This is a genomic window from Actinomycetaceae bacterium MB13-C1-2, assembly GCA_035621235.1.
Taxonomy (GTDB): domain Bacteria; phylum Actinomycetota; class Actinomycetes; order Actinomycetales; family Actinomycetaceae; genus Scrofimicrobium.
Window position 1 is genome coordinate 2,385,662 of record CP141731.1, and the last position, 26,659, is coordinate 2,412,320.

The window sequence follows — 26,659 nt, forward strand, 5'->3', positions numbered from 1 at the left end:
ACCAAAATGCGAGTCAATAAAACCGGAGGTCTGGCTTCTGTCAGACCTCCGGTTAGTAATTCCCCAGCGCTAATGCCTGCCCCAGAGTGGTCCGGTATATGTTGATGCCACCCACCGCGCTAAGGTCGGGTTAACCCCCAGCGAGGACGGGCGTTGCCTGGCTACCGGCGAATTCGGGGGAAAACGAAACTGGGGTCATGCCGAGAACAGCTTCAATAACCACGCAACCGAACAACCTAACCTCGCCGGCAACTAAACCGCCGCAACGCGATCTCTGGCCAACGTACGGGATCCTGTGGAGGTGGACGCCAGGAAGCCTCCTCTTCACAGTCGCCGGTTTTGCCCTCTCTTTGGCGAGCTTCATCGTCCTCGTAACCCTCTTGTCGACGGGAATCGCAACACTGATCATCTGGATCGGCGTCCCGCTGATCGTCGGCGCGTTGTTCGCCGCGCGCGGCTTCGCAACTGCGCACTGCTACCTACTTCGCCTGACTGGGCTGCCGCAGATCAGCGCGCCAGATTGGAACCGCGGTAGTCCTGCGGCTCCCACCTGGTGGGGTCGGCTGATCCGTGCGCTACGGGGTGGTCACTACTGGATGGCGCTGTTGCACGGCCTGATGGTCAGCCCAATCATCACTCTGGCCTCGTTCATCATCGGGGTCCTCTGGGCCAGTGTCGCCATTTTTGGTTCTCTGGAATGGCTATTGCGATTGATCAATCCAAGCATCGTTAGTGACATTTGGGGTCGCCATATTTCCGATGCGATGCCGTGGCTTTTCGGTAGCTTGCCACCCTGGGTTATTGAGGACGTCCTATACCTGGTAATCGGGGCCATATTTCTCGCTGTAGCACCTTGGGTTTTTCGTGGTCTTTCCTGGGTGAACTGGATTGTGGCCAAGGCAATGCTTGGGCACTGGCCCAGTGATGACCTAGCCGCCGAAGCCCGCGCCGAACAGCTTGCAAGAACCGCTGCGGTACGGGCGGAAAACGATTCTTTGCGGCGTCTGGAGCGGGATATTCATGACGGCCCCCAGCAGCAACTCTTGCGCGTCCAACTTGATCTGGCCACTCTCGTCCGGCGCGTAGAAGCCGGGGACATCGAGGCGGTATCCACGTTAGCGGTCGAAGCTCAAAGTCATGCCAAAGCAGCACTCGACGAACTGCGCGCCCTTTCTGCGGGTGTGGCGCCTCCATTAACTCCAGGACCGAGGCCTAGGCGCCGCAATCGAAGCCTTGGCCGCGAACACACCCCTACTTGTGACCACTGAAGTCGCACCCGACCTTGACACGGAAGTGACATCCGAGGTCGCCCGAGCCCTCTATTTCTCGATTGCCGAGCTGTTGACGAATACGACGAAACATGCGAGGGCCGAATCGGTGTCTATCCAGGTCACGGTGGTACCGACTGCCAAGGACGGAGCGATCATCAGGATTCGCACCACCGATGACGGCCGAGGAGGGGCACGCCCAAGAGTTGGACACGGCCTGGCTGGGCTCCACGACCGGATCACCGGCCTTCGTGGAACGCTGAGAATCAATAGTCCGCAGGGAGGACCGACCGTGGTAGACATCGAAGTTCCCGCCGGGTCGGGAAATTCCGTCGACTAGAATCACGCTGTGTCTGATAAGTTGCTGCGCGTCGCCCTCGTCGAAGACTCTGTGTTGCTTCGCGAGGGTTTGGTGCGCTTAATCGCTGAGGCCGGATTCGAGGTCGCCGCCTCAGGGGGAGATGCCAACAACTTGTTCGACCGAGTATCTCAGGTGGGGCCGGACGTGGTCGTTCTGGACGTGCGTCTCCCGCCCACCTTTCGAGATGAGGGCGTTCGTGCCGCCCTCCAACTGCGTGAAACCTTTCCCGACCTTGGCATCCTCGTTCTCAGCCAGTATGTTGAGGGCGTTTATGCGCGGGAGCTACTGGCAGACGGCGGGAGTGGGATGGGGTACCTGCTGAAGGACCGCGTCGTGGCGCTTGAGGAATTCACCGAAGCGGTCCGCAGGGTTCACCGCAAAGGAACGGTCCTCGACCCGGAAGTGGTGGCCACACTGCTGGCCTCCAATCGGGACCCGCTGGCGACCCTTACACCTCGCGAGAGGGACGTCCTTGAGCAGATGGCCCAAGGGGGTTCGAATACCCGAATCGCCGATAACCTAGGCATCTCCTTGGGAACGGTAGAAAAGAATATCTCCGCAGTCTTCTCCAAACTTGGTTTGGAGGATTCTCCCGAGCACAACCGGAGGGTGCAGGCGGTCTTGGCGTTCGTGGGCGCCCAGTAGAGCGCGGCGACAATCGATCCTGGCGCGTCCTCATTCCCGCACATGGGAGTCTCATTGTGCCCGGCGATACGCGTATTCTTCGCAGACACCGACGGCACCCTGGCGTTTCACATGTTTGACGCAAAGGTGCGCGGCCCCTTTATTCGGAGCCGCGCACCTTGCGCTACTTATCCTTCAAGATCTGGCTATCAGATCTTGTCTCAGAGGGAGACCGTGTTTCCGGCCTTCCCACCGCGCCTGCGCACCACGTACAGCGATCCGGCACCGAGGGCGATAAGTGTCACCGCACCTGCGACCAACGCACCGATGCCGTTCGCACCTGTGCTGGGCAGATTGTCGTTGCCACCACCAACTCCGTCCTTGCCGTTATCGGTACCGTCACCTCCAGACACGCCAGGAACCTCCGGGTACACAATCCGGTACGCGCCGGGGGTGCTTCCGTCGAAGACCAAGCTGCTGCCTTGAACCTCGTAGGCGATCTCAGTTTCGAGAAGAACCCGGGTATTCGTATCCGATTCATCGGCAATTCTGAGTACCTTTACTCCGGCAGTCTTCGGGACCTGAACCTGGAACGTGCCGCCAAGGGAGTCCCCTCCATGTGTCACCCTGACCTCCTCAACGTACTCAGACACAGCGGTCCAAGTCGCACTGAGGGAATCGGTCGGTGCGAAACGAGCTGTTACAGAGACCCGACCATCGGTGAGCGTAGACAGACCACGAACGACCGTCACAACCACATCGCGCTGTGCAACTGGCACATTGGAATCACCGAACGCCTGGATGCGAACCGCGTTGTCACCGATAACCAAGTTATCGAGGTCCGCAACCAACGAGTATCCGTCAGCGACACTCCAATGATCGGAGACCAGCACCTGTTGCCCCTCCTCTACCTCAATTTGGTCGGGGCCGTCGATAGTCACTGAAGTCTGCTCAGAGACGTAGAACGACACATTCTGCTCAGTGGCATTGCCGGCCGCATCAGTTGCACGCAGCACAAGTAGGTAGTCGCCAGCGCCAAGTGCGAACGGATCAAAGGAGGCGCCGAAGGTGACACCGTCATCGTCGCTGTTGTACGTCCGATCGAACTGCACATCCGCAGGCTCACCTGTGGCCTGATCAATCACGACTGCAGCCAGATCGGTGAGGTTCGCATCCGTCGCAGTTGTCTGAACGGTTCGGCTAGCCGTGACCAGGTCATTATCGGCCAGGCCCGTCACAGTCAAGACCGGATCTAGGTCGTCCAGAACCACTGGAACCCGCAACTCGGCCTCGCGCGAAATGGCATCAAGAACGTTTACGGTGACAATGTCTCCCGCATCCAACTGAGTGACGTACTCAAATTGCTGGCGTGTTAGCTCCTCACCGGGCGCCGTAATGTCCTGGTACGAGGACACGAGGTCACCGTTAATCCACAGTGTGTGACCGAAGGTTTCATCTACAATCTCCCCTATGAAGGACACTTCATTGTCCGCAGCTTGCGGCACGAAGATCTGACCGTCCCGGAAAGTCGGAGTATCGAACGTCAGCTCAGGCAGAGATGGTGAGTACAGCAACCTGAGCGACGTGTCGTTCACGAGTTCACCTTGCGGTGTTTCCATGTAAACATTCACACTGGTCACACCCGGTTGCAGAACAACCTCATGCGAGAACGTGAGGTCAGAACCGACCTCCACGTCCTGCCCGTCGATCCTGAACACCCCTGGGGCAACCACATTGAATACACCGCTGATCGTGAAGGTTGCCGAACCATCCTCGTTTGGAACCAAAGCAGGATCCTGGTCGCTCACAAAATGAATTCCGCCAGCGAAGTCGACGTTTGCCCTCTTCAGCATATGGGTCCAAGTGGCGTCAGGATTGCGTCCTTCAACCTGGACATAGCCCGCAACAGCAGTCACTCCGTTGTCGACATACCAGAGAACCATAGACGGTGCCTCGCCGGTCATCCAGTCCTCGTCAGGTACGTCTACAGAGAAGCAGCCATCGGGACCAGGATAGGCGTCCCAGCCGGCAATCCAGACGATAAGGTCCTCCGGGTTGACCATCTCATCAGCTACGCAACCCGTTGCGTGCAGCACGTCCATTTCCTCGCCAGTTCCCCAGAGATCGGCGCGCGCCGGGACTACTCGCACATCCGAAATCGTTGGGAGACCCGGATGGTAAAAGACATCGACCTCATCTTCAAAACGAGCAGTTCCAGCCCCGTCTAGCCCTCGGATTGGGAGGAGTTGGTGACCGACTTCTGTCGGAACCCACACGGTGGTGACACCCTCTGGTGCGGTTGGGACAGATATATCTCCAACTGAGATGGTCTCGATCCCGTGACCCGTGGTGAATACCAGTGGAACCTGACCGTCTTTCAGCAAGAAGTCACCCAAGTAGATCGAGTAGGTCCCTTCGGCAAACCCCATGTCGAAATCACCACGGTTGTTCCATAGGACACCGTAGTCATCGAAGAAGTACGTCAGGGGCGCAGACTCGTTACCTGCGTAGTCCTGTGCACGAACGACAGCCCACTTCGCGGACTCTACGTCGCCGAACTCAACCTCGAACACCGCTTCAGTTTCGCTTGCCGATACGATCCGGCTCGGCATCACGTAACCACCAGCGGTATTCACAGATAGGCCCGTGATTTCGCCCCACTGCTCCACCGCCACGGGACCCGAAAGAGCGTCAGTTACCTTGACCTGTACCTTCGTGCCAGAACCGGACGGCTCAGTTCCGATCACCTCAACGGTTGGAGCATCGACATCCAGCTTGAATGGGAAGTCCAGCACCTGCATCTCTTTGCCGTCATTGACTTTGCCTTTGATCCGCATGGAGTAGGAACCGGACTCAGCGGGTTTCCAGTCACCCGCCGACTTGTCATAGCGCAGTCCATCGAAACCCCAGTCGGCGATGTTAAACGGAGAAATCATCCCGTCATATATACGCGAAATTAGGGGTGCGGGCACTTCCCGGTCGTAACCGAGCTTCTGAATCACGTTGCTATCCGCATCGAGAAGTTCATACTGGATTTCGGTAGCGTTTCGCAATGTGAACAATGCGGGAACCAGTGCCTGAGGTGTCCCTGCAGCGTTGGAAGTGAACCAAGTATCGGGGTCATACGTGTAAACGTCGTAGCCGTCACTGACGCCGAGCTGAGTCTTGATCCAGGGTTGATCGAACAAGTCTTCTGATCCCCAGAGTCCGGTGTCGAAGATATCTTCCTCGCCCCAGTCCCCGACGAAGCCCAGGTACGGCACCGAAAGGTCGGGCTGATCAGTGGAGGTTGCCGCGAAGTCGACCCAGCCCTCAACGAACCGGGCGTCAATGTCCCCTGCAGCAACATCAAAGGTAACTGTGGCTTCCCCACCCGCAGGTACAACCACACTACTCTCGGACGGCGCGATGCTGTCGCCGTGTGCGCTGACCTGCGAACCGAGGTCACCGTATCCGTCGACTGCCTCCGTCAGGACATCGGCCGCGCTCACATCGAAACTCTGCTCAACGTCACCTAGGTTACGTAGCGTCACAGTAAATTGCTTGCTTCCGGTGAAGTCCTTTAGCGCGACGTTCGGGGCCCCATCCACGGTGGCGATGACAGATGTTTCCAACGCGTCCTTTGTCTGTGCCAAGCCCGCTCCTTGTTGACGCACGGGGTATGGAAGTCCAGCCTCGTCCGTCACCGGCGATGCGGTGTTTGAAAGCGAGTGACGAACCAGATCGTTGATCTCTGTCTCGCTCATCTCTGGGTAGCGTTCCGTGAACTCCGACTTGATTAAGGCAGATACACCTGCCACCTGGGGTGAGGCCATGGAGGTGCCGGACATATTGCCATACTGGTTGTCATTGAGAGTGGAGTAAACGTTGCCGCCAATCCCAGCTATCTCGGGCTTGAACTCCAGGTCAGGAGTGACACCCCAGGATGTAAATGTCGAAGGAGTCAGCGACGCCGGATTTGGCTGTGCGGCCGGGGTGCTAAAGAACTCGACGAACGCGGTGCCACCCGCACCGATGAGATCGCTCGCTTCGAGCCCGGCAGAGTACCCCAGCGTCATCACTGGGAATGTGTAGGCGGTCTCGAGCGCGATGTTCAACAGCTCTTCGCCGCCGTCCTCGTGGTTCCAGATCACGACGCCCGCAGCGCCAGCATCACCTGCATTGTTCACTTTTTCCGTGAAGGTGAGGTCGCCACGCTGGATCAACGCGTACTTGCCGGAGATACCATCAATGAGTTCTCCCGTATTGTCACGGAAATCGTCATACGTTCCAAGCCCGGCATCGAAGAGCTCCACCGCCGAACCGGGAAGGACCCCCGCTTGCAGAGAGTAGGGGAAGTTCTCACCCTCAGCCACACCATCTGCGGAGATGGCCGCTAGATTGGCAACAACAGTCCCATTTTCAATGGATGCGACCGAGAAAGCGGACCGGGAGGAGGACGGACCGCCGAGCGTACCGTTGTCCTTGTACAGGTCCAAGTCCCAGTTGGTTGAGTCCAGGGAGTTTCGAAGCCCTTCGTTCCCCGCGGCGACCACGACAAATGTCCCGGCCTCTGACGCCTTCTCTACTGCGCGGTTAAGGCCGTAGTCGGCTGAGTCAAAACCATTCGCCGAGCCCAAAGACATGTTGATGACATCGGCCCCGTACCTAACGGAGTCCTCGATCGCCGCGACAATGTCGGATTCAAACGCCTGGTTGCGCCGTTCAGGGGCGTTGGAAAACACCTTCATGGCGAGCAACTGAGCCTCTGGAGCCATACCATTCACGCGCCCGTTCGACTCTATCGAAGCCCCTTCGCCTCCGTTGGCCGCAGCAATACCGGCAACGTGCATCCCGTGTTGAGTTGGGTCCTGATCGACAACATTGTCGTTGCGATCCGCGTAGTTGTAGCCCCACGGCACCTTCGCTGTGAACGTACCACCGGCCTTGATCTCCTGAATCGCTCCGCTGGTAGGATCACTCAGGCGCATGTCCTGGTGGCTGGGATCGATTCCCGAGTCAATGATGGCGATGACCATTCCTGAACCGTCGACACCTATGTCTTCCCTAGCCTCGGTGGTCTGAGTCAGTTCGCCCGCAGAATCCAGGGTCGGGTAGAAGATGCGCTGTTCGTAAACAGCAGCAACCTGGGGTTCATTGCGAAGCGCAGCAATCTTGCTGGACGGCATCGTTGCCGAGAACCCACTGAGGAGATACCCGAACTGTCGGTCCACTTCGATTTCATACTTTGTCTTCCAACTTTGGAAGAGTTGGACTTGGTGTGCGAGGAGCGCGTCCTCTCTCGCCTCTGTTGCGTCTGCTTCCTCGACCAAAGTCACCATGACCGGTACCCTGGCATGGGAGGCAATGGAATTTCCTGGTTGGTTGTCGGTGGATTCCGGTGGGGGTGGTGTGTACGCCATGGCAGGACCCGCGAAAACGAGCGACGCTGCGACGGCCATACCCCCTGCAATTGAGAAGATACGCCTCATATTTCCTAACCTCTGGTTGGATGGGTTTCCACTCAAAAGTTATAGGCACCCGCTACATACAGGACGACGGATTCAGGATTTGGGATAACCCGTGGCCGCGGGAACTTCTGTGTCAACACCGTCAGGTCGACGATGCTGCAGCTTTTGGGTCGCCGACTTCGAGTCTCACCACGGCACATACCGCACATAGCCGAAAGTTATAGAGTAAGAGATGGACTAGATCTCATCCTTAGCAATCCAGATAAGCATATACGCAGGGAATCACTGCTGAACAAAACTAACCTTTGCGCCCAAGTTTCCAGTAAAAACACAATGGTGGGTCTTCCCTAGCAATTCTCAAACAAACGACCAGTGCCGAAATCGTTGGTTCACCCCCAGTTTGTCGTAAACCCGAAGATACTCTGAGACGCTCGCTATTGCTGCCGCAGGCATCATTATCCGAGCGAGCGAAAGACGACTGAAGCTTGCACACCTGAAGGAAGCGCTGGCCGCCACTCGACCCCAACCGAACCGAACTTCGCCCATGTCTGGCTGCGGCTCATCCGCGCGGGCGAGAAGTTCATCCACCACATCGCCGTGAGCACGTGGAAGGGCGTCGGTGTCCCACAGTCCTCGGAGGGTAGTGAGCGGATGCGGTATTCACCCTTCGCCTCGACACTGGTGAACGTCTCGATGAACTCCTTCCCGTGCTCAAATCCGTCACCAAGACCGATAACGGATGGCTCACCCGCGACCCGCAGGTAACCCGATTCTCCTCGCCCGCCTCTGAAGAAGGAGTGCACAGGAGCGGGCAAAGTTGGTCTTCATTTCTGAAGCGAAAATTGTCACTACCGTGGCAACGGTCTTCGTCCCCTGACGCAGCGCCCTCACTGCTCACCTATGGAGAGCTGCGTATATCACGAAAAGTGCCAACGAAAGTGCTAAGCAACCGGTAGGTCAAGGTGTCGTCGTAAAGTTATCCAAGGACACAGCAGATGGGTAGAACTCTCACGTAAGTGAGGAGTTCGGGCATGAGAAATAAAGGTCTGTCAACAAGAACGTCGGACCGGGATCGCTGGCATCAGTGAAGTGACCGGGCGCAAGGGTAGCTAGACAACCTGATTTAACAACCGTGAAATCTTTACATGTGTAAAATTGGTTCTTCGAGCCGCTCGCGCGCCAAACTGCTAGCCGCGGTGACCGCCGTACTGGACGCAACCGAGGACATCGAACGCGTGACGATCACCGACATTGTGAACCGTGCCGGGCTTACCCGCCCAACGTTCTACGCGGCATTCGATGATCTTCCTACAGCGTTCGCCGCAGCGGCATTGGCGCGGCTAGAGGATGCCTTCGCCGACCTCGATGCGGCAGTCGGCGATGTCGACGAGGGGCGCGCAGCGCTGATGCGCGAGAACTTCACGATCGTCCTGAGGCGACTGTCCGACAATGCCGAGTTCTTCGCACGGGTGCTTCGAGGGCCGGGCGGCGGGATTGTCCAGGCGCGGTTGGTGGAGTTCGTAGCCTCGCGGCTACGGCGTCATTCTCCGGCCTCTGTCGCGCTCGCTCGCGGGCCGCTTCCTGTAGAGATGACGTCAGCGGCACTGGCGGCCGGGGTCATGTGGACAATGTTGCGCTGGCTGGAGGACGACCCGCGCATGCCGGTACCAGAGCTCGCGGCGCAACTCAGCGCGTACGTCGAAATGTCCGTATTCAAAGGACTGGGCACTGGCGCACAGGTCGTCTGACAAGGGAAGACATCAGAGGGAAATGAGAGGAATGAGACCATGAGCGTGAGTGTGTCGATTCTGGAGACAGGCACCGTCCGTATCCGCCCGTCCCACCGGCAGCAGAGCGCAGATAAGCCTGTACCGTTGCGCCGGGCTACAGCGATCTTCGGGGACCCGAACTGGACCTAACCGCTGCCAATCAACACGTATTTGATCCAGCACCCGGACGGGCCGATCTTGTTCGACACCGGGGAATCCCCGCACGCCACCGAAAAGGGCTGGCTGCCCTGGTGGCACCCGTTCTTCCAACGCAGCGTCGACATCCACGTCGCCCCAGATGAAGCCATCGGCGCCCGCCTCGCCCAGCAAGGGATCGAACCTCAGGACCTGCAGGCGGTCGTGGTCTCGCACCTGCACCACGACCACGGTGACGGGCTGCAGGATCTCGCAGGTGCGCGCATCCTTGTGGCGGCTGAGCACTGGGAGTTCTATCGCAAACCCTTTCGCGCCACGATCGAAGGCGCGCTCCCGCAACACTGGCCGACCAGGTTTCAGCCCACGCTCCTACAGCTGACCGGCCCCGCGCTCGGACCTTGGGAGAGAACCTACCCGATCACCGATGACGGGCGCGTCGTCGGCGTTCCCACTCCGGGGCACGTACCGGGGCACTTGTCGGTGGTCGTGTTTGGCAACGAGGCCACCTACTTTCTCGGCGGGGACGTCACCTATGATCAGGAACTGCTGGACCAGGAGCAGACCGACGGGGTGAACAACAACCCCCGCCTCGCCGTCGAGCAGCTCCGCAAAATTAAGCAATTTGCCGCCGTACAACCCCTCGTACTTCTCCCCGCCCATGACCCGAACGCCGCCGCCCGGCTGACAGCCAGAAGCGTCTACCGGCCGTCAGCGTTAAAGAAGCGGTGAGCACGATGGATACGATGACCGCGGAGGCGTGTCCGCACCGCATCGGTAGCGCACAAGGGGTCGGACGTTGACCCACTGTACGTCGCTACACGGGGAGGTTGTTCTGGTCACCGGCGCGACCGAAGGACTCGGGGCTCATCCTCCGCATGACTGCGTTCAAAGCTATGCGTAGACGCCGCTTGACCGCCAACTAACTCGAGCCGCACTCTCCACCCCATTTTCGTTCACAACACCCAAGTAGAACCAATCATGAAGATCGTTGTTCTGGGAGCCACAGGCAATGTCGGTTCCCGATTCACTGAACAGGCGGTGAAGGCGGGCCATCACGTCATCGCCTTCGCCCGCACGCCGGAGTCGATTGCCACTCAGCCCGGCGTCACGACCGCGAAGGGAGCCGCGGAAGATACCGAGGCACTTGCCGCGGCCGCACATGGTGCGGATGCAATTCTGGTGTCCATCACCGGGCCGATAAAGGATTCGTCGTTCATGCAGCGTACGTTGCCGAAGATCATCGTTGCCGCGAAGCAGGCCGGAGTGTCTCGGATCGTGCTGGTCTCTGCCTTCGGCGCCGGCGATACTGCCGAGAAGGCCTCGGGTTTCGCACGGCTGATCTACCGCACTGTTCTGGGGAAGTTTTTCGATGACAAGGCTGCCGCCGACGGGCTGTTGCAGTCCTCCGGCCTCGATTGGACGATAGTGTATCCGGTCAACCTCAAGGACGCGCTGCCGGAAGGCGTTGCGGTGAAGCCGCTGACGCAGGTCGGAAAGGTTCCAGGCCTACCGACTCTACCGTTCGAGAACGCAGCTACAGGCATTCTGCAGGTCATCACCGACTCGGAGACCATCGGGCAGCGCCTCCTCATCACGACCCCCAAGGGATGGAGGCCCGCAGAGTAATGGCAAAAAGTATACTGACGTTTTGCTCTGAACCGCACCGGGGTTGAAGTCCCGGTTCAGAAGCAAGGCCCCGGCGCGGACTCCATCCTTGGCCGGGATCGTGTTAGGCGCAGACATGATGCCTTGCCGGTGGGTTCGGCGAGTGCGCGCGGCTATCCGCGCGCCCTGCTCGCGCAGGACCCCGATAATAGACTCGCCCGTACGACCTTCGACTCTCATCTTGCCACCCACGCTAACGTTCACACCTCTGTGCACGTTAGGTATACGCTAGGCGGATGCGAAAGAGCTTCCGTGTGTTCCGGCGCGATGTGTCGCGCCTGTTTCACGAACGCCGCACCTGGGTAATCCTCCTCGGCGTCCTAATCACCCCTGCCCTCTATGCGTGGTTCAACGTCGCCGCGTTCTGGGATCCATACGCCAACACGGCCAACATCCACATCGCCGTTGCGAACCTCGACAAGGGCGCCACGAGCAAGCTGACCGGACCCGTCGACATCGGTGCCGAGATCACCGACCAGCTCAAGAACAATGACCAGCTCGGCTGGGAGTTCATGGACGAAGCTGAGGCACGTGAGGCTGTCGATAGCGGCGAGGTCTACGCCGCTATCGTGATCCCCGCAGACTTCAGCAGCGACTTCCTGAGCGTCACGACCGGCAACTTCACCCAGCCGACGCTGAAGTACTACGTCAACGAAAAGTCCAACGCGATCGCCCCAAAGATCACCGATGTGGGGGCATCCACCCTCGATTCGCAGATAACGACCACCTTTACCGAGCAGGTCGCCGCCGCGGCAACCGAAGCGCTGAAAGATGCCGGCAACTCGGCCGAACTCGCCCTCCTGCGTGCCAAAACTGACTCGTTGAACCTTCTCGATGAGACCTCTGCCGCATTGGAGGACGCGCGCGAGGACACCGCGGGACTCAGGGTCGGCATCGATGACTCCCGTGCGACTCTCACACGGGCCGCAGCGAGCCTCGACGATGTCGACACCTTGCTGGGCGACGTGAAGTCCGCCGTCGCGCAGGCGCAGAAGATCATCGCCGAGGCCCAGACCGAGGTCATCGCGTTCACCGACGCCACGACGTCTGCCTATGTGCAGGGGATCACCCTGCTAGCGGATGCCTCGGCCACCGCGAACGTCTCAGTCAGCAAGGTCACCGGGTCACTCGAGCAGGCATCCGCACGCGTCGACACCGCGATCGAGAATATCTCGGAAATCACCGAGGTCAACGCTCAGGCCATCGCGAAACTCCAGCAAATCCTCGACAACTCCAACCTCGACCCGGTGGTCGCCGAACGTCTGAATACTTTGCTGGCAACGTTCGAACAGAGCAACACAAGCCACCAGCAGCTGCTGACCGACCTACAGCAGCTCAACGACGCCATCTCCGAAGCAGCGGACTCCGTGCAGTCGGCCGCCGACAACCTCGACGATGCGATGCAGACTGCACGCGACTCCGCCACCGACATTCGCACGATTCTCACCGAGAACGTGCCCGCATTGAACGCGGCGATGTCCTCCCTCTCATCCAGCGCCGGCGCGTTCTCAGCGGCGCTGGATGCCCAGCAGGGACAGCTCGCCCAGGCGACATCACTGCTGTCGGCCCTCAACACGCAGTTGTCCGACACCTCGGGGGCGGTCAGCCAGCTGGATGCCGCGATCACCGACATCCAATCGGGAATCGATGAAGCCCACACCGACGTCGTAGCGCTGAGCTCGGCGTCATCCTTCAGCGACCTGTCCACACTCACTGGCCTCAACGCCGAACAGATCGCCGAGTTCATCGCCTCGCCGGTCGAAGTCAGCGAGAACGTCGTGTTCCCCATCGATACCTACGGTTCGGCGATGGCGGCGCTGTTCACAAACCTATCGCTGTGGATCGGTGCGTTCGTGCTCATCGTGATCTTCAAACTCGAAGTTGACACCGAGGGCGTCGAACCCATCACCGTCGGTCAAGCCTACGTCGGGCGCTTCCTGTTGCTGGCCGCCATGGCCGGCGGGCAGGCGCTGATCGTGTGCGTCGGCGACCTCATGCTGGGCGTGCAGACCGTGAGCGCGGTCGCGTTCGTGGTCACGGGTGTGCTCATCGCATGGGCTTACCTCAGCATCATCTACGCACTATCGGTGGCGTTCGGCCACGTCGGCCGAGGACTGTGCATCCTACTCGTGATCATGCAGATCCCAGGTACATCGGGCTTGTACCCGATCGAGTTGATGCCCGACTTCTTCCGCAACATCTATCCGTTCCTGCCGTTCACGTACGGCATCGACGCAATGCGCGAGACGATCGCCGGCTTCTACGGCGGGGCATATTGGCGCGAGATGGGCGCCCTCGCGATCTTCGTCATACTCTCGTGGGTTCTGGGCCTGGTGCTGCGCTGGCGCCTGGCAAACCTGAACCTCGTGTTCAACCGCGAGATCCACGCCACCGACCTTCTCGTCGCCGAAGACGTCCAGGTCGTCGGCGGCGGATACCGCCTCACCGACATGATCCGCGCGATAAACAACCGCGACGAGTACCGCGACGAGACCGCGCGGCGCGGGGCGCGGTTTACCCAACGCTACGGCAGCCTGCTACGTGTCGCGATGATCACCGGCCTTGTCGGCATCGTCGTGCTCAGCATCTTCGCGTGGATGTTCCCGACCCACAAAGCCATGTTTCTGTTCGTGTGGCTCCTTTGGTGTCTCGCGATCATGGGTTTCCTCGTGGGGTTCGAATACGTTAGGCAGAGCTTTGAGGTCGCATCCGAAGTGGCGACCCTCGACGACCACGAACTGCGCGAGGCCGTCCTCCTCGACATCCCGCGCTGCCGCATGGTCGGCGCCACCACGCCCACCGCTATTATCGTCATCGAGCCGAAACCGGCACCCTTTCCGAAACCGGATGTCGCGGGGGCACATTTCGACGCCCTCACCGAGGAGCCCGAAGCCGAACCGGAACCCAAACTGGAACCCGGTGAGGCGGACGAGGGTGAGCGAGCATGAAGAACATCTTTGACCTGACCAAGCGCGACATCCGTCACGCGTTCAGCAATGTCATGGCGGGCATCGTCATCTTCGGACTCGTGGTGATCCCGGCCCTGTTCACATGGTTCAACGTCATCGCCAGTTGGGATCCGTTCTCGAACACTCAAAACCTCAAGGTCGCCGTCGCGAGCCTCGACGAGGGTTACCAGAGCGACCTCATCCCGATCCGCGTCAACATCGGCGAACAGGTCCTGTCGGAGCTCCGTGCCAACGATCAGCTCGACTGGGTCATCACCGATGACGACGACGCGATCGATGGCACTCGTTCGGGTGAATACTACGCCGCGATCATCCTTCCGGCCTCGTTCAGCGCCGACATGATGACCTTCTACGCCGACGGCGCCCAGCGCACCGAACTGGCGTACTACACGAACGAAAAGAAGAACGCGCTCGCCCCAAAGATCACTGGTCAGGGCGCCGAAGGCGTCTCGGCGCAGATCACCGAGGTCTTCGACGAGACTCTCGGCGAAGTCGCACTGGCGCTTATCTCGTCAATGTCGGACTACCTCACCAACGCCGACACTCAGACCGCGCTCGCAAGCCTTGAGAGCCGCATAGACAGCATCGCGACCCAACTGCGCACCGGAGCCCAGACCGCCGAGATGTTCTCGACGTTGATCGACGGCGTCATCCCGCTGGTGACAAACGCCGCCGGTCTAGTCAGTGGTTCGGCATCGGCTTTCGGCGACGCCGCGGACGCCCTCGGCGGTGGTTCGGCCGCGGTCAGCTCGCTCAACGACACGCTGCAGTCGGCGACCACGGCGCTCGGTTCGGCGCTCACGTCGACCGCAGACGGATTCGCCGCAGTCGGCAAGAGTATCGACGACCTGTACGCGAAGGCGGACTCGCTCGCCGGCAGCCAGGTGACCACCTTGGACGATCTCGCCGATCGGGTGCAGGCCCAGATCGACGACTACACGACCCTGCGCAACACCCTCGCTGACGAGGTCGGTCCGCAACTTCCCGCCGAGGCCCAACCCGCGTTCCAACACCTACTCACCCAACTCGACAATGCGATCGCCCTTCAGCAGTCGGTGCACGACGCCCTCGCGGGCGCTGCCGGCGACCTGGCAGACGGCAATGGGTTGGCCCAGGCCGACTACGAGAAGGTGACCGAGCTAATCGCTCAGGCCCAGGCCGCGATGAAGGACGCCCAGGACTCCTACAACAGCACCCTCAAGCCCGAGCTCGACAAGCTCGCCACCACCCTCTCGGTGATCGAATCGAATGTTGCGCAGGTGCGTGCGGAGCTCGGCACTGCGACATCCAACCTGTCAGGATCGTCGGGTTCGGTTGTCTCATCGCTGCAGAATGCGCAATCGGTGACGCACGAGCTCGCCGATGCGTTCACTGTGGCCGCCGGACGCTTCGATAAGCTAGCCGAAGCGCTCGAGACGGCCGGTGACAGCGGGTCGCTCTCGGGCATCGGTGAGGCCATCGGGTCCGATCCGAGCGTGCTCGCCACATCGCTAGCCGAGCCGGTCATCGTCGATCGCATCGCGGTCTTCCCGATCGCGGGCTTCGGCGCAGGGATGGCGCCGCTGTACACGGTGCTTGCCCTTTGGGTCGGGGCGCTACTGATGACCGTCGCTATCCGCGTCGACGTGAACGCCCAGACCTTGCCCAACCGGCCCGAACCGACCCCGACCGAGAAGTACCTCGGACGCTATGGGATCTTCTGCCTGATCGGCCTCATCCAAAGCACGATCACCACCGTGGGTCTGGTGCTGTTCGTCCAGATCGAGCCACAGCACGCCTTCCTGCTCATCCTCTCCGGATGGGTGACCTCGATTGTGTTCACCCTGCTGATCTACACGTGCGTAGTGGCATTCGGAAACGCGGGTAAGGCGCTGTGCGTGCTGCTGCTAGTGATCCAGATCTCCGGTTCGGGCGGCGCCTACCCGTTGCAGCTGCTGCCGGAGTGGTTCCAGAACATCAGCCCATTTCTTCCCGCCACCCACGCGGTAGATGCGATGCGTGCCGCGATCGCGGGCACGTATGGAGCCGACTTCTGGATATCGCTGGGCTGGCTCGTGTCGTTCCTCATCCCCGTGCTGCTCCTCGGACTCGTCTTGCGCCGCCCGCTCATCTCGTTCAACCGCAAGCTCTCCGCCGCCCTCGAGTCAACGAAACTGATGTGATCCGCATGGCCGCACACGTGGTCTCCCACGTATCCCGCCCACGTCGCCGTGACGCCACCGCCAACCGGGAGGCCCTCCTCCGCGCCGCGCAGTCGACGCTGGCGTCCGACCCCCACGCATCGCTGGATGCCATCGCCCACGCCGCCGGACTCTCGCGCCGCGCACTTTACGGACACTTCGCCGACCGCGAAAGCCTGCTGCGCGAGGTTATCGAGATCGGAGCCGGTCGGTTCAACGCCATCGCCGAACGCCGAGACGACGCCGATCCGCGCGTCGCCCTGGCCCATATGGCAGCGCGACTGTGGAGCGAAGCGGCCTCTGTACGTGCTTCGGCCAATATCGCCCTCGACGACACGCACGTGTCTGAAACTGTGGTGGCGCTGGCGCCGCTGCGCCGACGCGTGCGCGAATTGGCCAACGAAGGGATCGTGTCAGGCGCCTTCCGTAACGACCTCACTCCTGAGCTGCTCGCCCTTCTGATCGAAGAGACCGCGCGCGCAACTTTGCGCGACCTGCGCATGGCATCCGAAGGCTCCGCGGCAACCATCGTAAGGGTCGTGCTCAGCATGGCGGGCCTGTCGTGGCGCGAGCAGGCCGACCTGCTCGCTGATCACCCTGAAATTCTCACCGTACTCTGAGGCCGAACGAGGACCGACTCGCGGGTCCGCTCGTGGTTGAACTAGTGAACCCAGTGAAGGGGCTCGATCTCGAAGCGGCCAACGTCGCACCAGAGGCATTCGAGCCGGATCAGTTTGGTCTTCCCAATCGGTGACCCAGCCAATGCGTCTCTAAGGCGTCCACGCCGGCCTCGACCAGTCGTGTGGTGAACGCAAACGACGTGTATTGACCAGGTTCAACCAGTCGATGCAACACCAGGTTGTCGGAGTAACAGCAGATTCTCGTTGAAGGCTCGGTCGAGGTCTTCCCTCCGACGCTTACGGGGTCGGGAGTTGAGCGCATGAGCGACCGCTGCACGACGAAAGCTTGATCCTGTGCGCGCGTTACTAGATCCGAACCAGGATCATGTATTGGATCGAGAGAACCTACCACTGAAGGCGCCGACAAGAGGGCCTAGGAAAGTTGACGCCAACCGAACACGAAACAAACATGGTTCCAGCTACAACCCTCGCAGCATGACTAGGAACTGTCACCTAAACCTTCAGCAGACCCACGGTTTTTCCTCACTGGTGCATGTCGAGGAAGGTCGTCTAGGTAACTTTTCTTAAGGCTTATCTTTTAGTCCTTAAGGGAAGTTCTAGTAGAGACCTGCATAGATATGCACCCTGTTGGTATTTAACGATTTTTTGGGCAGCGCTCAGCGCATCAGAATGGCCCGTCTTGACTGTCGAACTCGCTCTTGAGTGTCAGGCCGCGCACGATGATTCCGGCCTTGGTTTTATGCCTGATGTGCCGGCCCGCTCGAATGCTGAGTAGAAGTCGGTGGTTGAGCGCGCGTAGCTGCCGGTGGCTGCGGCCCATGCACGGTAGGTGCGGTACACCTACCCGGATTTAGCTGTTCCGCCCCGATCGCTGGTGTCACAGCAGTCTTCGAGGAACTGCGTGAACCAGTCATTTTCTTCCCGGTACGCCTCGGAGGCTTCCACGACTTGCCTGGGTGGGTTGAGCCTGTAGTCCTCGGCGTGGATGAGGCGAGCGCCTTCCATGATCCAGGCGAGGATCGCCCAGCGCGCATGGTCGTAGAGGTGGTCCGCATAGTTCTTGACGTCGCTACTGCCCTGGATTTTTGCTTCGAACGGCACCACGATTAGGCGTCGCCAAATGCCAGTGTCCATCGCGCCAACCCGGGGCAGGTGGTTCGTGTAGAGCACCAGTTGGTGGGAGGGCGTGTAGGCGAAGGGGGCCTTGTACTTCTTCTCCGCATACACCTGGTCCGTTGACGCCAGCTGTTTGACCACTGAGGTGGACAGGCGCACGCCTTCTTCGGACTCGGCGGCAATCAAGAGTCGTTTGCCTTTGGCTTCCGCCAACTCGGGTTTCACATTGCGGGTAGCGCCAACCGTGAGGACGTCGGCGGACATGTTCCCTGCATAGGAGCCAAGGACGCGGGCTCCAGGTTTTCGCACTGTCACTTGAAGTTGGTTCCCTCGTTGTGCTCGGGGTTGGTTTCTGGCTTGTTGCCACCACGAACGTGTCCGTGTACTGGCTGATCGTCGCCCTGATCCCGATGGGCTTTGGCGCTGGCACCATGAGCGCTTCAAACCAAACGCAGGCGATGCGAGATTTTCCTCCGGCTCACGGCGGCACTGCGGACGGCCTGCAGCAAATGACGCAGCGCATCACGACCGCAATCGGGTACGCCCTAATCACAGGGGTTGTTTTCTCCGTTTACGCAGATGGCTCCAGTGTCAGCAACTGGCTGTGGGGAGCAACCGCGGAACTGGGCGTCATTGCGATCTTCGTCATCGCGGCGCTCTCACTTGCAATCCCTTTTTGGCGCTCCCCAAGAACCACGCAACCCGCCTGAGCAAAACGCTCAGTCCCTAGGCCAAAAGCTACTGTCCCAGGTCGGCTATCAGCCGTTTGATTCCGCTCCCAAGCGGCTTCACCTCGTACAGGTATTGCGTTCCGTCTTCCTCGTCAGTGATTGAAAGATGCTGGGTGAAACCAGCGGGACTGAGGTCGACGGAAACCGAGCTTCTGGGGATTTGGTGAATTACCTCGAGGTTATCGAAAGATGCCAGGGGGCCGATTTTGTGTCTCCCCAGCAGATAGAGGTCCTGCGCGGTAAGCGCCAGCACAATTGAGGCGGCCGGTTCAGTTTTTTCCATGCGACGCTGAGCAATCAGCATGCCGAGGCCGCCCCCACCAACGGTGCTCCCCGCAAATGCAGCACCACTCAGCTGAGCAACAGCTCCGAGTGCCGCCCCACCGGCATCCCGACAAGGGCTCCCCCGGCCTGACCCCGCGTGGCGCCAACCGGAAATGCGATGGCGACATCTTCAACAGGGATATCCCCGAGGGCTTCTTTCACGCCGTTTAGCGCAGCTTTTTCATCAATCATTTTCGGTTTTCCCTTCCAGGTAACCAATAAGCTCCCCTTCAGGTTACTCGCGAAAGCGCTTTGGCCGCATAAGTCGCATTGCGTTCACAATGACTAGCAGCACAGAGCCTTCGTGCACAAGCATCCCGAGCGCCATGGTGACTTCACCCAGGAACACCCCCGTCAGCAGCACAATGACGGTGATCAGCGCAATGGCAATATTTTGACGCATGACAGAAACGGTGCGTTTTGCAAGCGAAATGGCCCGCGGTAACTTCATGAGGTCGTCGTTCATAAGCGCTATATCAGCTGTTTCAATCGCGACGGCTGTTCCCGCGGCTCCCATTGCAATTCCAACGTTTGCTGCAGCCAGTGCGGGAGCGTCGTTCACCCCGTCACCAACCATCGCCACGGTGTAGCCCTTTTCTTGTAGCTCCACGACCGCTTCGAGTTTTTGTTCCGGCAGCATCCCTGCGCGTACTTCATCCAGACCAACCTGACCCGCGACCGCCTGCGCGACCCTCGCGTTATCCCCCGTCAGCATGACAACGTCTATTACACCAACGCTATGCAGCCAACCGACCATTCTGGGGGCGTCGGGCCGGATCTGGTCCGCCACGGCGATTACACCAAGGGGTATTCCATCTAAACTCACGGCCATGGGCGTGCGTCCCGCTTTGGCCAATGAGTCCATTGTCGATGTTAGCTGCGCATTTTCCGACGCGGCTTCACTGTCCGAACCAGAACCTGACGTCACGAGTGCGCTCATAAGCGCCAAATTACCCACCGCGACTCTGTGGCCATCAACCAGGGCGACAACGCCCTTACCGGCAACGACTTCCACCTCTTCAGGCAGCTCTTTCACTGCAAAGCCTTCCGCTGCGGCGCCATCAACAATAGGTTTGGCGAGGGGGTGCTCAGAGCCAACTTCGGCGCGGGCTGCCCAGCGGAGCACATCCTCACGAGAGGTATTTTCTGCCAGGGGCACCACGTCGGTGAGGCGGGGGGTACCCCACGTCAGCGTCCCGGTTTTATCAAGTGTGACAGCGTTGATTTTAGCGCTGGTTTCGAGGTACTCCCCGCCTTTAATCAAGATGCCGTCACGGGCGCCGCGACCAATCCCCGCAACAACTGCAACGGGGATTGAAATAACCAGGGCGCCTGGACAGCCAATTACGAGCAGGGTGAGCCCAAGAACCACATCGCGGGTCAAAAGCCCCGCTACCAGTGCAAGGACAATGATGCCGGGGGTGTACCAGCGCGAGAAACGCTCCATGAAAGACTGTGTTGCAGCCTTGGCGTCCTGCGCTTCCTCAACCCGGTGGATGATGCGCGCCAGGGTGGTGTCCGCCCCCACGCCGGTTGCCTCGACTTGAAGAAGTCCGCTGCGGGAAATCGATCCCGCAAACACCCGATCCCCCACCGCTTTCTCAACGGGAAGTGACTCACCGGTAATCGAGGCTTCATCTAAGCTTCCCGATCCCCCGACCACAATGCCGTCAACGGGAGTCTTCGCCCCAGTTTTTACCAGCACAATTTCCCCAAGCGCTACGGCTCCCGCAGAGATTTCGACCTGGTCGCCATCGCGCATGACAATTGCGGTATCGGGTGCTACCGCAACGAGGGCGGCCAGGGCTCCCCTCGTCTTGTTCATGGTTCGCACTTCAAGTGCGTGTCCAAAGGCGAACAGGAATGTCACGGCTGCCGACTCCCAGTACTCGCCAATAACCAGTGCCCCAACCGCGGCGATTATAACCAGCAGGTCGATTGCCACAACTTTTACAAGCAACGCCCGCACTGCTTTCACCGCGATCGGAATACCCGCAACCAGCGCCGCAGCGATCATTAGGGCATCCGCTACCAGCAGCGGCCCCGGTTTGGTGAAATCAAACGCGCCGTGGTGGTTCGCCCCAAACGGGTTGACCCCGTACACGAAAGAAACGATTGCGGAAATCACAATCAGGGTTCCAGAGCAGGCCGAGATCGTCCACGGGCTGCGTCTTGAACGAACGAGGGGATTCATTCAGTCCTTTTCTAATTTCTCGGCTGTCACCTATCGTTTCCTAAAACCTCTGCCTCTTAGAACGCGGAGACCTTGGTCGGGTAACCCGCCTTCGTGATGATTGAGGCGATTGAGTCAGCGGTGACAACCTGGGGGTTGTGGTCAACTTCAACGCGGCCCGAAGCAAACTTCACCTCAACCCCGGAGACTCCGTCGAGGTCGCCAACCTGCTTTTCAATTTTGGCAACGCAGGAGGGACAGCTGAAACCTTCGGAACGGAAAATTGTGTGAGTGGGGTTAGTAGTTGACATTTTTCTTCCTTTCACGCCGCACCCGTAGTTTGGGGGTGGCTTTGTTTCTTCTACCTGAATAACCTCAGACTAAAAGGGGCCTGAGCCTGGCAGAATGATCAGCGTCAATTAAGTGCAGGATATTTAAGTGCGGCATTGTTAGGAGGCGAAAGCAGATGACACAGGATGACCAAGGGCAGCTCAACCATCCTCCTCTTAACGCCAATAGCTTTGTTCCCCCTAAGGGCCGGCGCACAATCCCCCTTCGCGAAGTAGTTTTACCACACGAGTGTCCCGAACCGGTGCGCCTACGAGTTCTAGGGCAGGCCCCCTACTTCCAGGGGCTTGACACATCGGAGCTACGTGAAATCAGCACCCGCATGAACACGCGCGTATACGCACCAAACGAACACATCTACAATGCCGGTGATGAGGCCAACGAACTTTTTGTGATTGCCGAGGGCCGGGTCAAGTTATCCCAGGTCTCCGCCGACGGCACCGCCACCCTCACCGACATTTTGGTCCCGGGTAATCTATTTGGCGCGATGGGGGCACTGGGGCAGCGAACGCACCTGCAATCGGCCGTCACCCTTGTTCCCTGCTGTATTTTGCGGATCGGGCAACACGATTTTCGACAAATCCTCGAACAGCATCCAAAGGTGGCACTGAAAGTACTGGACGATGTTGCGGGCCGACTGCGGCGAGCCCAGCAGGATATTGGCGACCAGTCCACGAATACTGTGAAACAGCGGGTGGCAACCACGCTGCTGCGTTTGGCAGATAAGTTGGGTGAGCAAACCGCTGAGGGCATCCTTTTGAATGTTCCCCTGTCGCGCGCCGATCTTGCAGGGCTGGCACGCTCCACCCCGGAATCTGTTTCGCGCGTCATGAGCCAGTTCAAAAAGCAAAACGTGGTTGATTCGGGGCGGCGTTGGACGATTTTGCTGAATCCAGAAGCACTCACTGATGCGACTCAAGCGGTCCTCCCCCCTCTTTCCGACTAGGGACCGTATCGGAGAGCCCAAATTCCCGTAATTACAGTCTTTGCAGGTCAAGGGTTCAGTTATTGACGAAATGGTGTCATGGTAGAGCGTGCTCTGGAGCACGCTCTACCATTTTTAGGAGTATTAAATACCATGGCTCAGGAGAACATTGAACTGACTGAAAAGCCCGGCGACAGCGGCTGCGCTTGCGGACATCACCCCGTGGAGTTCCCAGAACTCGACGTGCAGCAGATCCCAGGCGAGGTGCGACACGCGACCATTTTCGGCGCACTGGAAGCAATCCAACCCGGACGCGGACTTATTATTCGTGCCACCCATGACCCCATCCCCCTCCTGCAACAACTGGGGCAGCGTCATCCCGGCAAATACAACATGGAGTACCTTGAGCGTGGACCGCAGCAGTGGCGCATCCAGTTCACTCTTGCGTAACTCGTAAATAATGCGTCGACCTGCTTCGACGGGCATTTAGCACCGGTGCGAAATGCCCGTCGGAGCAGGTGCATTTTTATACTCACCGAATTGGGCGCAGCAGCACAAAGCCCAGGGGTACCAAAAGCACCACCCCAAACAGAGACAGGATCGAAAAACTGGTGACAGCCATCAGCGGTCCGGAAGCAAAAGTAGCCGTTGCCCCAAACAGGTTGGAGAGCGCATCCGCCCCACCTTGCAAAGAAGCCCGATCTCCGGAAGTAATAACCTCGGTGAAAAGTGCGGAGGCCGACACGTTCACAAACGACCACCCCACACCCAGTAAAACCAATGAGACCGTCACCCACCCCATGTCATCGGGGAGGAAGATTCCAAGCAGTAGTGACACCAGCAAAATGGTACCCCCAACAGCGATGGTAAAGCGGTTGCCGTACCTGTCGGTCAGCATCCCAACCACGGAGGCAAGCGCAAACATTCCCAGCACGTGAAAGCTAATCACTATGCCAACCAGGGTGACTGTACCGCCCTCGTTTACCACGTGAACCGGGGTCATCGTCATGATGGAAACCATGACGATCTGCGCCCAAATAATTGCGATCACGGCGATGCGAGCGGGACGATTCTCCCTCATCTCAGCAATAATGCCTCGGATTGCGCCGCGCTTTCTTGTGAGCACAACCTCTTCGCTTTCAGGCTCTAGTTCCCTTGAGACAAGGAGCGGGTCGGGCGCAGAAATGCGCTGACAATCAGCGCGGCAACCAGCGCTAAGACTACGGCGAGTAAAAACGTTGCCGCGTAGGTGGTGAGCCCAATGGCTTCTCCAAGCACTTCACCAACGGCCCCCAGGTTTGGTCCAAGCACCATCCCAATGGTTGACACCCACACCACGAACGATAATGACCGCGCCTTGTTTTCCGGGGTGGCCAGGTCGGTTGCGGCAAACCGCGACTGTAAACTGACCGCCGAGCCCGCCCAGGCTTCACTGTTTGTCACATCCCCCGCAATAAGAATCCCAATCGAGGGGGCCACCCCCACCCCGGCAGTTCCGAAGATCTGCGAGATGATCAGCACCGCGACGGTGTGCTTTTGCAGCGTTGAAATATCTTTGCGGGGACCGCCAGAAGTCGGCGCACCAGTACGTCGAGTGGGTTTCATTACGGCCGGTTTAGCTGACATAGAATGCGCCTGTTTTCCGGTTGCCTTGAACAGAAAGGAGTTACGGTTTGGCAGTCTACTCTGTCTTCAAGCGCCAGCGACCTGCGAGGTCGCCGTTCCGGGCTCGCTGACCCTCGCCAGAAGTTCACTCAGTAAAACTTCTGCTACCGGCCCGGGCAGCCTTTCAACAAGAGCCATAAGGGGCGCCATATTACCGGGCAGGCTTTCGCCTCCCGCCCCCGCAAATCTCAGAATCCGCCATGCCATTTCAGGTGTTGGGACCCGGTTTCTCCTTCCGTAACCAAGCAGGCGTAACAGCCGAAGTTGCAGCTCCACCTTGGGGCGCGCCTGTCCTCGAACAGCTGCTGCGCCCGCTTCTAGAGCCGCACAAAACTCCGGGAGAGTCGCTTCCGTCACCGGGGTTATCGTCAGGTAGGCACTGTGAGGAATCTTGACCCCGTCACTCTGGATGTGGCCCGGCTGGTGCTGGATTTTGAAACGTAACCGAGCCATTTCGTCTGCTAGATGGTGCGGATCAACCTGCTGGTCGCGGGGCACCGACGTATCTGCAACCAGCGCGAGGGCAGGACCAACCGGCTCCCCCTGGACCTTGAGTCCGGGTATTTGCTGGGAACACTCTTGAATCCGCAGGCCCATCCAAAACGAACCCGTTACGAGCCACAAACCCCTTTAACTCGTTAATGCGCTCATTCAACAAGCCCATCCGCATCCGAAACAGAGCCCGCGCCTGGCGTCCACTCACCTCCCCCACACGCGCCAGATCGCGAGGCGCGAAAACTTCGAACCGATCCCAATCAGCCATTACAGCACCCCCGCACCTGGCACCTCGATCACCCCGATTCCTCGCCGATCCAAATGCTCACGTGAGGGACCAGTCGCCCCCCTTTCCTGTCACAGGACTTCGATAGAACATCCAATCTATTTTCTCGACACGCCCGTCCACGAGAAGTTCAAAAGCTTTCTCAATTTGTCTCCTTCGTGAATGCCTTGCCCTACAGGCCATCTTTGATGTCATCCAGACCTCGGAAAAGTGCATCCTGAATCAACGTGGCATTATCCGGATAAGCAGAACTACGAGAACGCACAACATCCAAAAACTGCTTCAATACACCATCAACGATAATCGTCACCCCCTCAACCATCTCCCCCGTCTGCTCATTTTCAAACTGATCCACCATGACCGTCATAGAACTATTCACACGATACCTCCCACTCGTTATGCTCCAAACGGGCAAATGCATTCACCCCACTACCCAGCACCCAGTAACGGTATTCCTCCGGTACCAAGTACAAGAAACTATGCCATTGAGACCTCCATCCTTTTCACACAATCGACAATTTCAGACACATTGCCGTCGCCAACGGTGCGGGTGGCACGAGGGGAGACGGAAGATATTGGTACGGATGGAGTCGAAAGCGTCATCAATCTGTTCTTTGTCCAACTATCTGATCCGTATGCCCACATTGATACCAGGACTGCCAGATCATCAATAGCTGCCAACAACACATCCTTTTCACCATGTAGCCCCCGATAGTCCTGAAGATGAGAGAAAGGATCTTTGAAGTATTCACTTAATGCCAGTTGGTCTTTGCCGAAAAGCCTTTCCTTTTCGAGGCTACGCAATTCTGCGACTACTGGGGCTACCAATTCCTGCGAGGCAATATCCTCACTGCGCTCAGCAACATACTTCACCGCGTAAACGGAAAACGCGAAATAGTCTTCCGCTAATTCCCATGCTTGCTGAGCAGGCTTTTTCATCAATGCCGTCGCATGCGCTGCCCGTTCGATTTCGCCGTATAGACACATGCCCCAGATCACCCGCGAATATCCAACCATATTACCGAGCATCCCACGCGGGAAGGCAAGCTCTACATGTGTGCGGTCAAGGACGCTTTTTCTAACCGAATTGTCGGCTACTCTATCGGGCCAAGAATGAAGGCTTCTCTTGCGGTCACGGCCTTGAACAACGCCATCCTTACCCGCGGCGGTGCCGCCGGGTGTATTGTCCATTCCGATAGAGGCAGCCAATTTCGAAGCCGCAAGTTTTGTCGGGCTCTGCGTAAACACCACCTGACCGGATCTATGGGTCGCGTGGGGGCTGCCGGAGACAATGCGGCTATGGAATCATTCTTTGCTCTATTGCAAAAGAACGTGCTCAACCAGGGCCCCTGGACCAGCCGAGAGCAGCTCAGAGCCGCAATCGTTTGGTGGATCGAGCGAACTTACCACCGGCGTCGCCGCCAGGCAACACTCGGGAAATTGACACCACACGAATACGAAACAATCATGAACACAGCTGCCCACCTCGCAGCGTGACTAGGAACTGTCACCA

At 59.0% G+C, this 26,659-nt stretch carries 23 protein-coding genes and 2 pseudogenes; 14 read left to right on the top strand and 11 right to left on the bottom strand.

Annotation, left to right across the window (positions count from 1 at the left end; genetic code table 11):
* Positions 1-197: 197 nt before the first annotated feature.
* The 3 genes from U6G28_10580 to U6G28_10590 are packed head-to-tail and all read left to right on the top strand — an operon-like array spanning position 198 to position 2,274.
* Positions 198-1,268 carry a sensor domain-containing protein gene (locus U6G28_10580; protein WRS29945.1) on the top strand — a complete coding sequence of 357 codons (1,071 nt, stop codon included), beginning with the start codon at positions 198-200 and terminating at the stop codon, positions 1,266-1,268.
* On the top strand, positions 1,258-1,608 hold the full coding sequence (locus tag U6G28_10585; protein WRS29946.1) for an ATP-binding protein: 351 nt from the start codon (positions 1,258-1,260) through the stop codon (positions 1,606-1,608). The genes U6G28_10580 and U6G28_10585 overlap by 11 nt, the downstream gene beginning before the upstream one ends.
* A gap of 24 nt (positions 1,609-1,632) precedes the next feature.
* A complete protein-coding gene (locus tag U6G28_10590; protein WRS31239.1) occupies positions 1,633-2,274 on the top strand; it encodes a response regulator transcription factor in 642 nt (213 codons plus the stop codon).
* A gap of 200 nt (positions 2,275-2,474) precedes the next feature.
* On the opposite strand, the gene U6G28_10595 is transcribed toward U6G28_10590, so the two are convergent.
* Positions 2,475-7,574, bottom strand: coding sequence for a S8 family serine peptidase (locus U6G28_10595; protein WRS29947.1), 5,100 nt, complete (start codon positions 7,572-7,574; stop codon positions 2,475-2,477).
* A gap of 584 nt (positions 7,575-8,158) precedes the next feature.
* Positions 8,159-8,518: a hypothetical protein gene (locus U6G28_10600; protein ID WRS29948.1), complete on the bottom strand. Its 360-nt coding sequence runs from the start codon at positions 8,516-8,518 to the stop codon at positions 8,159-8,161.
* Positions 8,519-8,848: 330 nt separating this feature from the next.
* Between U6G28_10600 and U6G28_10605 the strand changes: the two genes are divergently transcribed.
* The 7 genes from U6G28_10605 (at position 8,849) to U6G28_10635 (ending at position 17,062) form a co-directional block, all read left to right on the top strand.
* Positions 8,849-9,451, top strand: a complete 603-nt coding sequence (locus U6G28_10605) for a hypothetical protein (protein WRS29949.1) — start codon at positions 8,849-8,851, stop codon at positions 9,449-9,451.
* A 39-nt stretch (positions 9,452-9,490) separates the two neighbouring features.
* On the top strand, positions 9,491-9,622 hold the full coding sequence (locus U6G28_10610; protein ID WRS29950.1) for a hypothetical protein: 132 nt from the start codon (positions 9,491-9,493) through the stop codon (positions 9,620-9,622).
* Between the two features lie 9 nt (positions 9,623-9,631).
* A complete protein-coding gene (locus U6G28_10615) occupies positions 9,632-10,357 on the top strand; it encodes an N-acyl homoserine lactonase family protein (GenBank protein WRS31240.1) in 726 nt (241 codons plus the stop codon).
* Positions 10,358-10,606: 249 nt separating this feature from the next.
* Positions 10,607-11,254: an NAD(P)-binding oxidoreductase gene (locus tag U6G28_10620; protein WRS29951.1), complete on the top strand. Its 648-nt coding sequence runs from the start codon at positions 10,607-10,609 to the stop codon at positions 11,252-11,254.
* Between the two features lie 275 nt (positions 11,255-11,529).
* Positions 11,530-14,241 (top strand): YhgE/Pip domain-containing protein, encoded by a 2,712-nt coding sequence (locus U6G28_10625; protein WRS29952.1) that lies wholly within the window; start codon positions 11,530-11,532, stop codon positions 14,239-14,241.
* Positions 14,238-16,424: a YhgE/Pip domain-containing protein gene (locus U6G28_10630; protein WRS29953.1), complete on the top strand. Its 2,187-nt coding sequence runs from the start codon at positions 14,238-14,240 to the stop codon at positions 16,422-16,424. The genes U6G28_10625 and U6G28_10630 overlap by 4 nt, the downstream gene beginning before the upstream one ends.
* A 5-nt stretch (positions 16,425-16,429) precedes the next feature.
* Positions 16,430-17,062 (top strand): TetR family transcriptional regulator, encoded by a 633-nt coding sequence (locus tag U6G28_10635; GenBank protein ID WRS29954.1) that lies wholly within the window; start codon positions 16,430-16,432, stop codon positions 17,060-17,062.
* A 685-nt stretch (positions 17,063-17,747) separates the two neighbouring features.
* On the opposite strand, the pseudogene U6G28_10640 reads toward U6G28_10635, so the two are convergent.
* Positions 17,748-18,493: pseudogene (locus tag U6G28_10640) on the bottom strand (phage/plasmid primase, P4 family).
* 41 nt (positions 18,494-18,534) lie between these two features.
* Between U6G28_10640 and U6G28_10645 the strand changes: the two are divergent.
* Entirely contained in the window at positions 18,535-18,909 is a 375-nt protein-coding gene (locus tag U6G28_10645) for a hypothetical protein (GenBank protein WRS29955.1), read from the top strand.
* A 28-nt stretch (positions 18,910-18,937) separates the two neighbouring features.
* Here the strand turns inward: U6G28_10645 and U6G28_10650 are convergent, their stop codons facing one another.
* The 4 genes from U6G28_10650 to U6G28_10665 form a co-directional block, all read right to left on the bottom strand.
* Positions 18,938-19,213, bottom strand: a complete 276-nt coding sequence (locus U6G28_10650; GenBank protein WRS29956.1) for a hypothetical protein — start codon at positions 19,211-19,213, stop codon at positions 18,938-18,940.
* Between the two features lie 68 nt (positions 19,214-19,281).
* Positions 19,282-19,446, bottom strand: a complete 165-nt coding sequence (locus tag U6G28_10655; GenBank protein ID WRS29957.1) for a hypothetical protein — start codon at positions 19,444-19,446, stop codon at positions 19,282-19,284.
* A gap of 43 nt (positions 19,447-19,489) precedes the next feature.
* A complete protein-coding gene (locus U6G28_10660) occupies positions 19,490-21,448 on the bottom strand; it encodes a heavy metal translocating P-type ATPase (GenBank protein ID WRS29958.1) in 1,959 nt (652 codons plus the stop codon).
* 56 nt (positions 21,449-21,504) lie between these two features.
* Complete coding sequence (locus U6G28_10665; protein ID WRS29959.1) at positions 21,505-21,738, bottom strand: heavy-metal-associated domain-containing protein; 234 nt, start codon at positions 21,736-21,738, stop codon at positions 21,505-21,507.
* Positions 21,739-21,893: 155 nt separating this feature from the next.
* Between U6G28_10665 and U6G28_10670 the strand changes: the two genes are divergently transcribed.
* Positions 21,894-22,721 (top strand): Crp/Fnr family transcriptional regulator, encoded by an 828-nt coding sequence (locus tag U6G28_10670; GenBank protein WRS29960.1) that lies wholly within the window; start codon positions 21,894-21,896, stop codon positions 22,719-22,721.
* A 132-nt stretch (positions 22,722-22,853) separates the two neighbouring features.
* Positions 22,854-23,150 carry a DUF2249 domain-containing protein gene (locus U6G28_10675; GenBank protein ID WRS29961.1) on the top strand — a complete coding sequence of 99 codons (297 nt, stop codon included), beginning with the start codon at positions 22,854-22,856 and terminating at the stop codon, positions 23,148-23,150.
* An 82-nt stretch (positions 23,151-23,232) separates the two neighbouring features.
* Here U6G28_10675 and U6G28_10680 read toward each other — a convergent pair whose 3' ends face one another.
* The 4 genes from U6G28_10680 to U6G28_10695 all read right to left on the bottom strand — a co-directional run bounded on the left by U6G28_10680 (position 23,233) and on the right by U6G28_10695 (position 25,525).
* Positions 23,233-23,826, bottom strand: coding sequence for an MFS transporter (locus U6G28_10680; protein WRS29962.1), 594 nt, complete (start codon positions 23,824-23,826; stop codon positions 23,233-23,235).
* Positions 23,827-23,846: 20 nt separating this feature from the next.
* Complete coding sequence (locus U6G28_10685; protein ID WRS29963.1) at positions 23,847-24,326, bottom strand: hypothetical protein; 480 nt, start codon at positions 24,324-24,326, stop codon at positions 23,847-23,849.
* A 66-nt stretch (positions 24,327-24,392) separates the two neighbouring features.
* On the bottom strand, positions 24,393-24,989 hold the full coding sequence (locus U6G28_10690; GenBank protein ID WRS29964.1) for a hypothetical protein: 597 nt from the start codon (positions 24,987-24,989) through the stop codon (positions 24,393-24,395).
* 329 nt (positions 24,990-25,318) lie between these two features.
* Positions 25,319-25,525 carry a hypothetical protein gene (locus U6G28_10695; GenBank protein WRS29965.1) on the bottom strand — a complete coding sequence of 69 codons (207 nt, stop codon included), beginning with the start codon at positions 25,523-25,525 and terminating at the stop codon, positions 25,319-25,321.
* A 608-nt stretch (positions 25,526-26,133) separates the two neighbouring features.
* Between U6G28_10695 and U6G28_10700 the strand changes: the two are divergent.
* Positions 26,134-26,643 (top strand): annotated as a pseudogene (locus U6G28_10700) (IS3 family transposase).
* Positions 26,644-26,659: the final 16 nt, after the last annotated feature.